Below are 15,157 nucleotides of genomic sequence, written 5' to 3'. Positions count from 1 at the left end.
GGAAATAGACGCGGTTTTCTCCTGAAGCATCAGGGTAAATATCGCAACGGCATGGTTATTGCGCATTAGACAGGGCCAGGGACGATAAAATAACGCTTTCCTGTTCAGGCAATTTTCATTTACTCCGGTTTTTATTGTGTCAGATACTCAACATCAACACCAGATTGCATACGGCTGTGCCGCCTTGACCCCGTTTCAGAAAGAGCGCCTGCTTGCGGCGCTTGCCCAGGCCGGATTGCCTGTGCAGGACGTTAGTGCCCGTTACGAGCACCATATTTTCATACACGGTGTCCTGTCGCAGGAAGACCAGCAACGGTTAAGTCAGCTTCTCGATTACGGCACCACCCAGGCAAGTGCGCCGGCACAGGACGCGCTGGTGCTGCGGGTATTGCCCCGTCTGGGTACGCTATCGCCGTGGGCCAGCAAGGCGACCGATATTGCGCACAATTGCGGCTTGTCTGCGGTTCGGCGCATAGAGCGGGGCGTTGAATACCGGTTTGTTCCGAAAAAAGGCTTGCTTGGCGCCAAAAAGCTTACTTCAGAGCAACTGTCGCAGATCACAGCACTTGTCCACGATCGGATGACAGAGACCGTGGTAGATGCCGCCTTTGATGCCTCAATCTTAATGCAGACCTTGCCTGGCAAGCCTCTGACGCAAATCGCCGTGCAGACCCGTGGCAAAGCCGCGCTTGACGAGGCTAATGAAAGCCTGGGCCTGGCGTTATCGCCCGTAGAAATCGATTATTTGCTGACTTCGTTCAGCGAACTGGGGCGCGACCCCACCGATGTCGAATTGATGATGTTTGCGCAGGCAAACAGCGAGCATTGCCGTCATAAAATTTTTAACGCCAGCTGGGAAATTGATGGCGAGAAAAAAGAAGATACCCTGTTTGGCATGATCCGCAAGACGCATGCGGCGCAGCCCAAAGGGACGGTGGTTGCCTATTCGGATAATGCCGCGGTCATGGAAGGCGGGCAGGCCAGCCGTTTCTTTGCCGGTTTTTCTGCGGAAGATCACGCTGCAGCGGCGCCCAAGTATGGTAGCCACACACGCCTGACGCATACGCTGATGAAAGTGGAAACGCACAATCATCCGACGGCCATTGCGCCATTTCCGGGTGCGGCCACCGGCGCTGGCGGAGAAATCCGCGATGAAGGGCTACCGGACGCGGCTCCAAGCCCAAGGCGGGCCTGACTGGCTTTACCGTTTCCAACCTGAACCTGCCGGATATCGCCGAATCGCGGGAAGCCAAGCCCTATGGCCTGCCTGATCGAATTGCCAGCCCGCTTGACATCATGATCGAAGGGCCCATCGGCGGCGCTGCGTTCAATAACGAATTCGGCAGGCCGAATCTTCTGGGTTATTTTCGTACCTTCGAACAGACGGTCGATGGCGTGCGCTGGGGATATCACAAGCCGATTATGATTGCGGGCGGCCTGGGCAGCATTGACGCTGCGCTTACCCATAAAGACGTCATACCAGGGCAGGCGTTGCTGATCCAGCTGGGCGGGCCTGGTATGCGCATCGGGATGGGAGGCAGCGCCGCCTCATCCATGAGCGCCGGCGCCAATACTGCGCAACTGGATTTCGATTCGGTCCAGCGCGGCAATCCGGAGCTCGAGCGTCGCGCCCAGGAAGTGATTGATCGCTGCTGGCAATTGAAAGAAGATAATCCGATCATAGCCATTCATGATGTGGGCGCGGGTGGCTTGTCCAATGCGTTTCCCGAGTTGGTCAATGATGCCGGCCGTGGGGCGATTTTTGATTTGCAACGGGTTCATCTGGAAGAGTCAGGCCTGTCGGCTGCGGAAATCTGGAGCAATGAAGCCCAGGAACGCTACGTATTGGCTATCCTGCCCGAAGACCTGTCCCGTTTCGAAGCGATTGCCGTGCGCGAACGCTGCCCGTTTGCCGTCGTGGGCGTAACCACCACAGAGCGACATTTGAAAGTGTCCGATGGCCAGGGCCTGCCGGGCTTTGCCGAGCCGCAAGACGCGGCGCCGGCCGATGGCCCAGCACCTGTAGATGTACCAATGGACGTTATTCTTGGGAAACTCCCTCGCATGAAGCGGCAGGCTGAGCACAAGGCGCGTACGCTGGTGCCCATGGATGTGACGGGATTGGATCTGGCCGATATTTCACTGCAGGTCATGCGCCACCCGACAGTAGCCAACAAATCATTTCTGATCACCATAGGCGATCGCACCGTGGGCGGTCTGTGTTCAAGGGACCAGATGGTTGGTCCATGGCAGGTACCTGTGGCCGACTGCGCAGTCACGTTGGCCGACTATGAGTCGGTGCGCGGAGAAGCCATGGCAATGGGCGAGCGCACCCCACTGGCTATTGGCAACGCGCCGGCCTCAGGCCGCATGGCGGTCGCCGAGGCATTGACCAACCTCGCGGCAGCTGATGTCGCATCCCTGGAGGACATCAAGCTGTCAGCCAACTGGATGGCCGCTTGTGGCTTCGAAGGCCAGGATGCCGCGCTGTTTGACACGGTGAACGCCGTGTCAACACTATGTCAGGCTATTGGCCTGTCGATTCCAGTGGGCAAGGATTCATTGTCCATGCGGACACGCTGGGACGAGCAGGAGCAGCCCAAAGAAGTGGTTGCGCCGGTTTCGCTGGTGGTGACGGCTTTTGCGCCGGTGACCGATGTACGCAAAACCCTGACCCCGCAGCTGGTGACTGATCAGGGCGATACAGCGCTGATTTTGCTGGATCTGGGGCAGGGGCGACAGCGCCTGGCCGGCTCCGTATTGTCAAATGTGATTGACCAGTATGGTTCCGACGTTCCTGATCTGGACGATCCGGCGTTGCTCAGAACCTTTTTCCTGACCATCCGATCACTGGTCGAACGCGGGTTGATCCTGGCCTACCATGACCGTTCCGATGGCGGCCTGCTTGCCACGGTAGCCGAGATGGCCTTTGCCGGCCATGTAGGTGTTTCCATCAACCTGGACATGTTGACGTTTGATGAGACTTCCGCTGATTGGGGGGATTATAAAATTCGTCCCGAACAGGTAGCGGTGCAGCGGGATGAATTGACGGTAAAGGCGCTGTTCAATGAAGAGGCCGGTGCCGTCATTCAGGTACGAGCCGAACAGCGAGACCAGGTGCTGCAGGCCCTGCGCGAAGCGGGGCTATCGCCTATTTCAAATGTAATTGGAACGCCGAATACCACGGACCAGATCGAATTTTACCGGGATGGTCGCCGTATTTTCGGTCTGGATCGCGTCGAGCTCGGTAAGGCCTGGAGCCAGGTCACCTACGAAATCATGAAACGGCGTGACAACCCGGCCAGCGCCCAGGCTGAGTTCAATAACTGGGACGAGCGTGAGGATCCCGGGCTGAACGCCGTTATCGGCTTTGACCCCCAGGAGCCACTTGCTGCGCCTTTTATTTCAAGTGGCATCCGCCCCAAAATCGCCATCTTGCGCGAGCAGGGCTGCAACAGTCAGGTTGAAATGGCCTGGGCCTTCGACAAGGCCGGCTTTGATGCCTACGACGTGCATATGACCGATCTTCTGTCTGGTCGTACGACGCTCAACGACTACCAGGCTATGGTGGCGGTTGGCGGCTTCAGTTATGGCGACGTGCTTGGCGCCGGCGAAGGATGGGCACGCACTATCCGGTTTAACTCGGCGTTGTCTGCACAGTTCGCTGCCTTCTTCGCGCGGCCTGACGTCTTTGCGCTGGGCGTGTGTAATGGATGCCAGATGCTGGCTACGCTGGCTGATATGATCCCTGGCGCGCAGAACTGGCCACGGTTTACCTATAATCAGTCAGCCAAATACGAAGCGCGCCTGAGCCTGGTGCAAATTGAACAGTCGCCATCGATTTTCTTTAATGGCATGCAGGCAGCCGCCTGCCGATTGCGGTGGCGCACGGCGAGGGCTTTGCAGATTTCGGCCTGCAAGGCGATATCAATTCAGTCCAGACCGCCTTGCGTTATGTATCGAACGCCGGTTTTGTCACCGAGGCTTATCCGGCTAATCCTAACGGCAGTCCGCAGGGGATTGCCTCGGTCACAACAGCAGACGGTCGGTTCACGATTATGATGCCGCATCCGGAAAGGGTCACACGCAATGTCATGATGTCGTGGCACCCGGACAGTTGGGGCGATCAGGATACGGGCGGCGACTATACACCATGGATGCGGATGTTCATGAATGCCCGTGTGGCGATGGGATAGAAAACGGCTCGCACGACGGGAAATTTCTCGTTGTTTGGGCGAACCCGGTTGATTCCGTTCGGGCGCAAGCGTATAATTTTGCTTTGCGCCCGGAGTTATTTCATGCGTCTCATTCAAAAAGCGCTTACCTTTGACGATGTTCTTCTGGTACCTGCGTACTCAAATGTGTTGCCGCGCGACACGTCCCTCAAAACCAAACTTACCCGTAATATCACGCTGAATATTCCGCTGGTATCGGCAGCCATGGATACGGTTACCGAAGCACGGCTGGCCATCGCCATGGCCCAGGAAGGCGGAATCGGGATCATCCACAAGAACATGACTGCAGATGAGCAGGCCGCAGAAGTGGCTCGCGTCAAGCGTCATGAGTTCGGGATAGTCATTGATCCGGTGTCGGTTACCTCGGATATGAAGGTGCGCGATGCCATCGCCTTGCAGAAAAAGCATGGTATCTCGGGTCTGCCCGTGGTCGATAACGGCAAGGTGGTTGGCATCGTGACCAATCGGGACCTGCGTTTCGAAGACCGTCTTGATGTGCCGCTCACTTCTGTGATGACGCCCAAGGAGCGGCTAATCACCATGCACGAAGGTGGTACGCTGAGCGAAGCCCAGGCCTTGATGCACAAATACCGTCTGGAACGCGTCTTGATCGTCAATGACGAATTTGAATTGCGCGGGCTGGCTACCGTCAAGGATATCGTTAAAAATACTGAACATCCCTATGCATGCAAGGACGAGTTTGGTCAATTGCGTGTTGGCGCAGCAGTCGGCGTGGGCGAGGGCACCGAAGAGCGTGTACGCAAGCTTGCCGCAGCCGATGTCGACGTTATTATCGTTGATACTGCGCACGGCCATTCCCAGGGCGTGCTTGATCGCGTACGCTGGGTTAAAGAGAATTTCCCGGAAATTGATGTAATCGGCGGCAATATTGCCACGGCCGAAGCCGCCAAGCGCTGGTGGAAGCCGGAGCCGATGGCGTCAAGGTGGGTATTGGTCCGGGCTCAATCTGCACTACGCGGATTGTCGCGGGTGTAGGCGTCCCCCAGATCACGGCCATTTCCGATGTGGCCAAGGCGCTGGAAGGCACTGGCGTACCGCTGATCGCCGACGGTGGCATCCGCTATTCCGGCGATGTGTCCAAGGCCCTGGTTGCGGGCGCCTTTGCCTGCATGATGGGCGGCATGTTCGCTGGCACTGAAGAAGCGCCCGGCGAAGTCGTCCTGTTCCAGGGCCGCTCCTATAAGTCTTACCGGGGCATGGGCAGTCTTGGCGCCATGGAAAAAGGTTCTGCCGATCGTTATTTCCAGGATCCTGCGAACAACGCTGATAAGCTGGTGCCGGAAGGTATTGAAGGCCGTGTGCCATACAAAGGCAGTGTGCTGGCTATCATTTACCAGTTGGTCGGCGGCATCCGGGCCTCCATGGGCTATTGCGGTTGCGCCACAATTGATGACATGCGCACCGTGCCGCAATTTGTAGAGATTACCTCTGCTGGTGTGCGCGAATCGCATGTACACGATGTGCAAATCACCAAAGAGGCGCCGAACTACCGCGCCGATTAAGCGTCGTCTGTGCAGTGGCGCCACGCATGCCGTGGCACACTGCGTGATTGGCACAGAAACCCGAAACAGAACCCGGCGTGTTTATTGCAGCGCCGGGTTTTTTGTTGTCCCTATTTGCAGACAGATTAGATTGCGGCGCGCAGCATGACGACGACCGCACAGGTGAGAAGGTCGAGGTTGCCTGAGTTGACCGGTGGGCGGTGGGCAACATCGACAGATCGGTAATTAATAATTTTTTCGCGATTTGCTGCGTATTATTCGAACATTATCGCAGAGCGATTTCACAGCGCTGACATTTCCAGCAGTTTATCTGCCACCCTATTCGGAGCCAGCAACGGGGCTGAGTGTGAGCTGTTCAGTTCTGCCCAGATCCAGTCGGGCTGGCCTTTGACCCAGTCATGCGTGGCAGCAACCGGCCTATAGGGTGGGGCGGTGCAGGCCAGATAGATTTTTTTCACGCCGGTGCCTATTGGCGCGTTCAGCGAGAGTGCGCTGGCATAGGTGTTGATCGGGTGTGGCGTCAGTTTTTCTCGCGCGAATGCGTATTGCTCAGTGTCAGCGGGAATGCCCAGGTGAATTGGATCCGGCGCAGGAATGCCATAGCATGATGGGCCTGAGCGGAGGCAGTCAGCGCATTAACCACCTTATCAGGCAAAGTGGCAAACGTGGACTGGCCTGAAGGTAGCACAAAGGCATCCAGGTATATCAGGCGATCCAGGCGATCTGCAATGCGATCCGCAACGCCGCTGATGACCAGTCCGGCAAAACTGTGACCAACGAGTATAACGTTTGCAAGCGTACGATCGCCGGGCTGGCTGCCTGCTGAATGGGCGAGCGCCTGCGCCGATTGCGGGTGCAATATTGCAGTTTCAATATCCTCTATAAACGTATCTAGCGAAATGGCTGCCGATAGCTCGTTCGCGCGCTCTCCCAGGCCGGTCAGCGTGGGGGTGTATACGATATGTCCCTGATCCCGCAGCTGTTGTGCAACCGTGTTCCAGACCCAGGCCCCGTGCCAGGCGCCATGGACCAGCACAAAGGTTTTTGTGGCAGGGGCAGAATCGGTAAAGGGTTGGTTCGGGGCGTTTTTCATGGATACAGGGCCTTTTGTGTATATGAGCGAAACAGGGTAAAACAGAAGCGATGTCCTGGTGTGCTGTACGGCGCCGTTGCGTCAAACAATCATGCTTGCTTGCGCGTCGGTCGTGTTCAAAACAGGCCAGACTGTCACATCTTAAGCGCAGCCAGGTTTTGGCACGGTTTTGAGCGCTGCAACCATTATAATGTCGTCTTCCAATTTCTTTTCTTTTGTCCTCAGGCGGATATAGCATGCATCAGCGGATTCTGATTCTCGATTACGGTTCACAGGTTACCCAACTTATTGCGCGACGCGTGCGCGAAGCAGGGGTGTTTTGTGAAATTCATCCAGGCGATGTTGATGCGGCTTTTCTTGCTGAACAGCAGGGTCTGGGGCTCAAGGGCGTGATTCTGTCCGGCAGCCATTCGTCAGCCTATGATGAAGCGTCGCTCAAAGTGCCGCAGCAGGTGTTCGAGCTGGGTGTGCCGGTGCTGGGCATCTGTTACGGCATGCAGGCCATGGCCTCGCAGCTGGGTGGCAAGGTCAGCTGGTCCGATCATCGTGAGTTTGGTTATGCTGAAGTGCGCGCACACGGCCATACCGCACTGCTCAAAGACATTGCCGATTTTGTGACGCCCGAGGGTCATGGCATGCTCAAAGTCTGGATGAGCCATGGCGACAAGGTCACCGAACTGCCCGACGGTTTTGTGCTGATGGCTTCCACGCCTTCATGCCCGATAGCCGGCATGGCTGACGAAACCCGTCATTTCTATGGCGTGCAGTTTCATCCGGAAGTGACCCACACCAGCCAGGGGCGGGCGCTGTTGAACCGTTTCGTTAATGACATTTGTGGTTGCAGCAATGACTGGAACATGCCCGACTATGTTGAAGAAGCAGTCGCGCGCATCCGTGAGCAGGTCGGCACCGATGACGTAATTTTGGGCTTGTCCGGCGGTGTGGATTCCTCGGTGGCCGCAGCATTGATCCACAAGGCCATTGGCGATCAGCTCACTTGCGTCTTTGTAGATCATGGGTTGCTTCGCCTGAATGAAGCAGAGCAGGTCATGACGATTTTTGGCGAACACCTGGGCGTCAATGTGATCCATGTAGACGCAACAGATGCCTTCATGAGCAAGCTGGCCGGCGAAACCGATCCGGAAAAAAAACGCAAAATTATTGGCCGGGAATTTGTGGAAGTGTTTCAGGACGAAGCGAGCAAACGCAAAAGCGCGCGCTGGCTGGCCCAGGGCACCATCTATCCCGATGTGATTGAATCGGCCGGCGCCAAAACCGGCAAGGCCGTTGCCATCAAGTCGCATCATAACGTAGGTGGTCTGCCCGAAACGCTTAATCTGCAACTGTTGGAGCCACTGCGCGAACTGTTCAAGGACGAGGTGCGTGAACTGGGTCTGGCGCTGGGTCTGCCGCACCATATGGTGTACCGCCATCCATTCCCCGGCCCCGGCCTGGGCGTACGCATTCTGGGCGAAGTCAAGAAAGAATATGCCGATCTGCTGCGCAAGGCTGATGCGATCTTTATTGAAGAATTGCGCAATACGACCGATGAAGAATCAGGCAAATCCTGGTACGACCTGACCTCGCAGGCCTTTGCCGTGTTCCTGCCTGTCAAATCGGTGGGCGTCATGGGCGATGGCCGTACTTATGATTACGTGGTGGCGCTTCGTGCGGTGCAGACATCCGATTTCATGACCGCCGACTGGGCACAACTGCCATATTCGCTACTGGCTCGCGTTTCATCTCGTATTATCAACGAAGTGCGCGGTATCAATCGGGTAGTTTATGACGTTTCAAGCAAACCGCCTGCGACAATTGAGTGGGAGTGAATTCAGGTCACTTGGGGTCTATCGCCTTCTATCGAAAACGTTCCATAACAATTTGATTTAAGAGAAGCCCCACTGCCACTATCACCGAGCCCTTCAACGAATTAGCAATAGAAGTAACGGTAAGACTCAGGAGGGGTCCCGTGTTGTTGAGTATCGGTGCTGGTTGCATATCTTTCCGTGATGGAAGACAAACCGGTTATAGCGATGCTGCAAATTCTGCGATAAATCCCCTGAACCAACGCTGAGCTGGGTGAGCGTGACTGCGTCGATGCCAAATCAGGTCAAATGCCACGTCGGGCAATGCGACTGGCGGCGGAAAGATCGCGAGTCGGTGCCCCAGCTGCGAATGAAGCACGACTCGTTTCAGGACTGTAGCCGTCATGCGAGTTTGAGCCACAATGGTGGGCACCGCAAACATCTGCGGCAAGGTGAGCGTGAGCTTACGCTTCTTGCCTGTTGGGCAAGCGCCTGATCTACGATACCGTGCAGTTCACCTTCGGGAGATACGAGGATATGCGTCAAACTCAGGTAGTTCTTCATGTCCATCTCGTGCAGGCGCTCCGGATGGTTACTGGCGACAATCGTCACAAATTCGTCTCGGAGCACAGGCTGCGTCATTATTCGGCCATCGGCGTGTAAGGGCGGTACACCGATAGCCGCGTCAATGGTGCCCGCGTCCAGTAAATCGACTGCGTGGTCTCTGTCACTGAAAGCGTGTACATTCAATGAAATGCCTGGTGCCTTTTCCCCCAGCGCCTGCAGCAGTGAAGGCAATAACACGAAGACCGGATAGTCAGACAATCCTAGTTTGAAAGTCAACGAAGCTTTCTCAGGCACGAACGGGGGCTTATTTACGAGCGTGGCTTCTATCTGTCGCAGCGCCTGTGAGATTGGTTCGGACAAGTCCCGTGCGCGCGCTGTAGGCAGCAGTCCATCTGCGCTGCGCAAGAATAGCGGATCGCCGAAGCGCTTGCGTAATCTGGATAACGCTGCGCTCATCGCTGGTTGGCTTACGCCTACCAGGATCGCAGCGCGTGTCACGTTCCGCTCGTTCATCAGCGCGTCGAAAGCCACCAGCAGATTTAGATCGATGCCATGAAAATCCATAATATGAATAATTATATATATCGAATATTTGTTGGACGAATTATACCGTTGCGCGCAGAATTTCACCACAGCCAACAACCGAAAGCGAAAAGCAATGCGTCCTTTTACTGAAATTTCCGAACGGCTTCGCACTGAACGCCTGGCCGTAGAAACGTTCTATCGGGCATTCGCCGACAAAAATCCCGATCTTGTCGATGATGTCCTTGATCCATCATGGGAAGATATTCCGCTGGCTCCCGGCCAAGGCGCTGGACCTGACGGCATTAAACCCATCATTCGAAACGTCGTCCATGCGTTCCCGGATATCCAGATTATCGTCCACGATATGATCCAGGAGCCCGGCCGAATCGGCGTTCGAGCCGAGATCAACGGCACTCATCGCGGCGAAATACTTGGTATCGCGCCCACTGGAAAAAAGGTGAGCTTCCGTCTCCACGAATTCCACGCGCTTGATGGCGCGCGCTGATTGCAACTTGGCACCTGGAGGACTGGTTCGGGCTTTTCCTGCAGCTTGGTCAGTTTCCGCCACAATCCTGAATACTTGGAGACATCCGATGAAAGCAGCATCCCTTAGTCGCTTTGGTGCACCCGACGGCTTGAGTATCGACGAACGCTCGATTCGCGTTCTTGGTCCTGCCGAAGTGGCGGTGACCGTCATAGCGGCCGGTGTTAACCCGCTGGACGTGAAGATGATGGCCGGCTACATGCAGCAGATTTTTCCAATTGAATTTCCCTATGTGCCGGGCACGGATTTTAGTGGCGTCGTCGAGTCCGTCGGTGCGCAGGTGAACAACCTCAAGCCCGGTGACCGGGTTGTCGGTCGCACGGCGCCCATCGCGGGCGGCGCCTTCGCACAAACCGTGGTAATAGCGGCGGATGAGCTGTGTATTATACCAACGGGCATGAGTGCCGAACAGGCTGCAGCCTTGCCGACTGCCTTTGGCACAGCTCATCAGGCACTGTTCGAAGTGGGTCGATTGCAGCACGGACAGCGTGTGTTGATCCACGCCGCAGCCGGAGGCGTAGGCTGCATGGCAGTCCAGTTAGCTCATCAAGCCGGTTCGTATGTCGTGGCGACAGCGTCACGCAAGAACATTGATCTGGTCAGGGGGCTGGGCGCGGACGAGGTCATCGACTATCGTACAGCGGATTTCGCGGAAGTGCGTGACATTGATCTTGTACTCGACACCATCGGCGGCGACACGCTGGCGAAGTCTTGGTCGGTCTTGCGCGACGGTGGCCGCATTGCGACGTTGGTGGAGTTTGGAATCCAGCCAGCCAACGGATACTCGGGCGAGTTCGTGTTCTTTTCAAATGCGATGCCTTTGCTGTCGGAAGCCACACGCCTGTTCCAGGCAGCGCGTTTACAGGTGATCATCGACTCTACCTTTCCGTTAGACGAAGCGGAATTGGCATTGGAGAAGGTGGCCACCGGTCATGCTTGCGGGAAGGTACTTATCCAAATGAGCGATTGACCTGCGAGGTTTTGCGCCGGCATGTGACAATCCTGGGGACCGAGCACACTACCGCCGGTCCCGCAGGGCAATGAATCGCAATAGGGGCAGCGGATGCTACCTCTTTCTCTTAATGTGCCGGCTGGACCATTGCCGGTCGGATACGCGGATGGCGCTGAAAGAGTACCGCCACCGGCACGCCAATAGCGATAACCATCGTGCAGAATGAATAGATGGCCGCTTCAATACCCCAATGGTCGGCAATCCAGCCTATGCCCATCATGGGGATCATGCTGCCGACGTAACCGGCAACCAGGTAAGTAGCCAAGAGTCCTGAGCGATTGGCGGGTCCGGCCAGGCGGGTGATCATGCCCATGCCGGCAAGCATGGTCATGCCATGCCCGATTGCCGTGAGCGACACACCCAGCGCAAACAAAATGGCTGAGCTGGCGTGCAAGTTCAGCATGAGAATCGCGTTGCTCAGGGCCAATGCGATTGTGCCCGTAGCCCCGCACCAGTGAATAGCATGCGTCCGGCAATCACCTGAACCGCAGCCGAAGAAAACAGGATTAATGCAATAGAGGTGCCGCTGACGACCGGACCGTCCCATGGCACAAGTTTGCCCAGAAATAGCGGCGCCATGGACGCATACAGGCCAAAAACGCCAAATGCCAGAAAAGGCAGACAGCAGGTGAGTACAAACGCCTGGATGCGCTTGCGTCGGGCCAGGTCAGTTTTGGCAAAATATCGTGCAGGGTCAGACGGGCAGCAGCCTTGGGTTTAATGGTATCGGGCAGGTTCAGGCAGCATAATACCGTTAAACCCAGACTGCCCAGGATCAGGGTCGGAACATAGGCAAGCTTCAATGGCGCAGGGGCCCATTGTCCGATAATGCCGCCCACCAGAGGCCCCAGGCCAAAGCCGAACGCCATCAGGAAACCGGTCATCATGGCCACGCGCTGTACGCTGCCGTGGCGGGACAGTTTTGATAACCCCAGGGTCGCACTGGTCGTTACCATGCTTGAGGCCACTCCCACGATAAACCGCCCGATGTTCAGGCTGGTCATGTTCCATGCGATCAGGCTGATGGCTGTCCCGAGCAAGACCAGCGCCAGGCCCGACTGCATCATCGGGCGAAAGCCGACACGGTCTGGCAGACGCCCCAGAAACAGCAAGCCGCACAACGCACCGCCCATGTACATGACGTAGATCAGCGAGATATCGCTGGTTTGCAGTTGCCAGGCCTCTTTATAGAGCGCATACAGGGGACTGATAAGCGCAGTGCCCATCACGCCAACAATCATGGCAAAACTCACCCAGGCAAAGGGCGATACTTTCAATTTCATTTTTCAACCGTATGTTTTCTGGCGCAGGTTTGGCCGGTGCTGGTGCAGAAGGAAGACAAGTGCTGTGTCATGTGTTTATTTGTCCCGGGACTCGAGTCGTCCGGAGATTTTTTCCAGGGCCTGGCGGGTAACTTGTATTTCATTTGCAGAAAGATCAGCCAGTATGGCTTGTTCGATTTCCATGCTTTTCTCCAAAATCAGCGCGGCTACCTTGCGACCAGCAGGCGTCAGGGCAATGCACTTGGTGCGCCGGTCGGCCGGGTCGTTGTCCCATTGCACCAGTTGCGCCTTTTGTAGCTGGGCCAGCACGCGCACCAGCGATGACGATTCCAGATACAAAGCCTGCGCCAGCTCTTTCTGCAGCAGGGCTTTGTTGTGCACATACAGTACCAGCAGCGGCATGCGCGTGGCATCCGAAAGGCCCAGGTCTTTGAAAGCCAAATCGATCTGGCGACGCCACTGTCTGTATACGCTGCCCAGCAGAAAACCAAAGCGGCTACGCGCCTGATAAGGTTGATGCAAAGTAGAAGGGGATGCCGGAGATTTAGTTTGCATGCAAAGTATTTTACTACGGGTTTACCCTTGAAACAAGAGAAATGAGCAGATAACCTTCCCCCGGGGCAACGCAGGATCAATATAAGCGACAGTGGAGTCCCATGAAATATCGCAATACCAGTATCGGCATTTTTCATCACGCAATCGGTCTTGCCGGCGTCGGGGTTTGTTCGCCAACAAGCATAGCCGGCTCGTTATAGGGTGACCTGATCATTGCGGAAATGCCCGGCGTATGGGCGCGGGTTAACCATCACGGATCGAAAATACGAGGTGCGCAGGCCGACCTTAGGTTCGGTCGATGCTTGCGTTGACCTCCATACAGCGCATGATCTGCTGTAAACACCAGGTTTTTTCTGTGTCGATGACTGGTATTTGGGCCGTAATAATTGTCAATTGTTATATATAATGAGAACGAATGTCATTATCGTTGTTTTTTATGTTGGTGCGGCACTTTACTGAAAGAGGAACGCATGGCCGGTAGCCAGTCAGTTTTGCAGCGGGAAATCCATATCCTTTACCAGGATCATCATGGATGGCTGTACCAATGGCTGCACAGAAAACTGGGTAACCGCTTTGATGCAGCCGACCTTGCCCAAGACACATTTATGCGGGTATTGGCTGGGTATCGGCAAGATACAATTCCGGTGCTCGATGAGCCCCGTGCCTACCTGACGACCGTCGCCAAGCGCCTGCTGATCAATTTTTATGAACGGCAGTCGCTGGAGCGTGCCTACGAGGCATCGTTATCGTTGCTGCCACAGCAGCATGTGCCTGGCCTGGAAGAGCGTGCGATTCTTCTGGAAACATTGCAGGAGCTTGATGGGCTGCTGGATGCATTACCCGCTCGCGTGCGCACGGCGTTTCTGCTATGTCAACTCGAGGGTATGAGCTACGAGCAAATTGCGGCACATCTACAGGTGAGTGTACGTACAGTTACGCGCTACATGGCGCAAGGTTTCAAACAATGCCTCACCTTGATGCTGACGCAAGCGGCGTGAATACCATCAGAGATACCACCAGCGCCGCCGGGCCGCAGCAAACCCAATTGGTGGACGAGGCGGTAAAATGGCTGGTGTTGATGCATTCCGGGCGTTTTAATGAGGCTGATGCACAGCGTTGCGCGCACTGGCGCAGACAAAGCCCGGAACATCAACGCATCTGGGAAAGCGTAGAAAAACTGAACCGCCAATTTGATTCGGTGCCAGTACCACTGGCCATGCCGGTATTGAACCGGCCTCGCGTTTCCGAAAACCGCCGAATGATGATCAAAACCGTTGCGCTGGCCGTTACAGTGCCTTCGGCTATGTGGCTCGGTTACCGCGCGGTTCCCTGGGATTCGCTCAATGCCCAGTACCGCACCGGCACCGGTGAGCGCCGCGACGTGGCTCTGGCGGATGGCAGTCAGCTCAGTCTGAATACATCAAGCGCTGTGGACGTGGCCTTTGATGCAAGGGAGCGGCTGGTGCTGCAGCGCGCGGGCGAAATCCATATCCAGACGGCACACGATCCCCAGGCAGGCGCGCGTCCTTTTGTCGTCAGGACGCAGCAGGGCAGTCTGCAGGCGTTGGGCACTAGGTTTATCGTGCGGTGTACGCCTGATCGCACGCGTTTGACGGTGCTGGAAGGCGCTGTTCAGGTGCAGCCGCTGCATGCGTCCCAGACGCATATCGTACCGGCCGGACAGGCACTGGATTTCAGCGCCGACACCTTCGGCGCCAAGGTGCCCGCGTTCGCCGCGCGGGCAATGGGTCCAGGGCGTGCTGTATGCCGAGCAAATGAGGCTTGTTGATTTTGTGGCCGAACTCGGACGGTATCGCCCGGGTATCTTGCGTTGTGATTCATCTGTGGCCGACATTCCAGTATCGGGCGCCTTTCAACTCAATAATACGGATCGCATTCTTGAGGCGCTTGCCCAGACACTGCCGGTGCAAATCCAGTTTCGCACCCGCTACTGGGTCACTGTTGCGGCACGATAGTAGCGGCTTTCTGCGGGAACGAAAAAAAATTCAATTATT

The 15,157-nt window shown here is 56.1% G+C and carries 12 protein-coding genes and 2 pseudogenes; 8 read left to right on the top strand and 6 right to left on the bottom strand.

Annotated elements, in window-relative coordinates; translation table 11 throughout:
* Nucleotides 1-163: 163 nt before the first annotated feature.
* Nucleotides 164-4,196: pseudogene (gene purL, locus TKWG_RS10020) on the top strand (phosphoribosylformylglycinamidine synthase).
* Between the two features lie 102 nt (nucleotides 4,197-4,298).
* Nucleotides 4,299-5,758, top strand: a pseudogene (gene guaB / locus TKWG_RS10015) (IMP dehydrogenase).
* Nucleotides 5,759-6,039: 281 nt separating this feature from the next.
* Here the strand turns inward: guaB and TKWG_RS23630 are convergent.
* Together TKWG_RS23630 and TKWG_RS10010 are read right to left on the bottom strand one after the other, a co-directional pair.
* Nucleotides 6,040-6,216, bottom strand: a complete 177-nt coding sequence (locus TKWG_RS23630) for a hypothetical protein (RefSeq protein WP_014750725.1) — start codon at nucleotides 6,214-6,216, stop codon at nucleotides 6,040-6,042.
* A 62-nt stretch (nucleotides 6,217-6,278) separates the two neighbouring features.
* Nucleotides 6,279-6,851 carry an alpha/beta hydrolase gene (locus tag TKWG_RS10010; RefSeq protein WP_014750724.1) on the bottom strand — a complete coding sequence of 191 codons (573 nt, stop codon included), beginning with the start codon at nucleotides 6,849-6,851 and terminating at the stop codon, nucleotides 6,279-6,281.
* A gap of 236 nt (nucleotides 6,852-7,087) precedes the next feature.
* Here TKWG_RS10010 and guaA point away from each other — a divergent pair, with 236 nt between their 5' ends.
* Complete coding sequence (gene guaA / locus TKWG_RS10005; RefSeq protein WP_014750723.1) at nucleotides 7,088-8,680, top strand: glutamine-hydrolyzing GMP synthase; 1,593 nt, start codon at nucleotides 7,088-7,090, stop codon at nucleotides 8,678-8,680.
* Between the two features lie 378 nt (nucleotides 8,681-9,058).
* Here the strand turns inward: guaA and TKWG_RS10000 are convergent, their stop codons facing one another.
* Nucleotides 9,059-9,787 carry a LysR family transcriptional regulator gene (locus TKWG_RS10000; RefSeq protein ID WP_322786613.1) on the bottom strand — a complete coding sequence of 243 codons (729 nt, stop codon included), beginning with the start codon at nucleotides 9,785-9,787 and terminating at the stop codon, nucleotides 9,059-9,061.
* A gap of 31 nt (nucleotides 9,788-9,818) precedes the next feature.
* On the opposite strand from TKWG_RS10000, the gene TKWG_RS09995 reads away from it, so the two are divergent.
* Together TKWG_RS09995 and TKWG_RS09990 are read left to right on the top strand one after the other, a co-directional pair.
* Entirely contained in the window at nucleotides 9,819-10,253 is a 435-nt protein-coding gene (locus TKWG_RS09995) for an ester cyclase (protein ID WP_238534359.1), read from the top strand.
* An 88-nt stretch (nucleotides 10,254-10,341) separates the two neighbouring features.
* Entirely contained in the window at nucleotides 10,342-11,262 is a 921-nt protein-coding gene (locus TKWG_RS09990; protein WP_014750720.1) for an NADP-dependent oxidoreductase, read from the top strand.
* Nucleotides 11,263-11,371: 109 nt separating this feature from the next.
* Here the strand turns inward: TKWG_RS09990 and TKWG_RS24845 are convergent, their stop codons facing one another.
* From TKWG_RS24845 to TKWG_RS09980, 3 genes are all read right to left on the bottom strand, one after another.
* Complete coding sequence (locus TKWG_RS24845; RefSeq protein ID WP_238534358.1) at nucleotides 11,372-11,707, bottom strand: MFS transporter; 336 nt, start codon at nucleotides 11,705-11,707, stop codon at nucleotides 11,372-11,374.
* Nucleotides 11,708-11,810: 103 nt separating this feature from the next.
* Nucleotides 11,811-12,587, bottom strand: a complete 777-nt coding sequence (locus TKWG_RS24840; protein ID WP_238534357.1) for an MFS transporter — start codon at nucleotides 12,585-12,587, stop codon at nucleotides 11,811-11,813.
* 75 nt (nucleotides 12,588-12,662) lie between these two features.
* Nucleotides 12,663-13,142 (bottom strand): MarR family winged helix-turn-helix transcriptional regulator, encoded by a 480-nt coding sequence (locus tag TKWG_RS09980; protein WP_238534356.1) that lies wholly within the window; start codon nucleotides 13,140-13,142, stop codon nucleotides 12,663-12,665.
* Between the two features lie 470 nt (nucleotides 13,143-13,612).
* On the opposite strand from TKWG_RS09980, the gene TKWG_RS09975 reads away from it, so the two are divergent.
* The 3 genes from TKWG_RS09975 to TKWG_RS24835 are packed head-to-tail and all read left to right on the top strand — an operon-like array spanning nucleotide 13,613 to nucleotide 15,118.
* The gene (locus tag TKWG_RS09975) at nucleotides 13,613-14,140 is read left to right on the top strand and encodes a sigma-70 family RNA polymerase sigma factor (RefSeq protein ID WP_014750718.1); all 528 of its coding nucleotides are present in this window, start codon (nucleotides 13,613-13,615) and stop codon (nucleotides 14,138-14,140) included.
* Nucleotides 14,137-14,931 (top strand): FecR domain-containing protein, encoded by a 795-nt coding sequence (locus tag TKWG_RS09970; RefSeq protein ID WP_238534355.1) that lies wholly within the window; start codon nucleotides 14,137-14,139, stop codon nucleotides 14,929-14,931. The genes TKWG_RS09975 and TKWG_RS09970 overlap by 4 nt, the downstream gene beginning before the upstream one ends.
* Nucleotides 14,918-15,118 (top strand): hypothetical protein, encoded by a 201-nt coding sequence (locus TKWG_RS24835; RefSeq protein WP_014750716.1) that lies wholly within the window; start codon nucleotides 14,918-14,920, stop codon nucleotides 15,116-15,118. Before TKWG_RS09970 ends, TKWG_RS24835 begins: the two co-directional genes overlap by 14 nt.
* Nucleotides 15,119-15,157 lie beyond the last annotated feature (39 nt).

This window comes from Advenella kashmirensis WT001 (genome assembly GCF_000219915.2).
Taxonomy (GTDB): Bacteria; Pseudomonadota; Gammaproteobacteria; order Burkholderiales; family Burkholderiaceae_B; genus Advenella; species Advenella kashmirensis.
The sequence above is the reverse complement of the archived record's forward strand: the minus strand, read 5'-3'. Positions and strand labels throughout refer to the sequence as shown.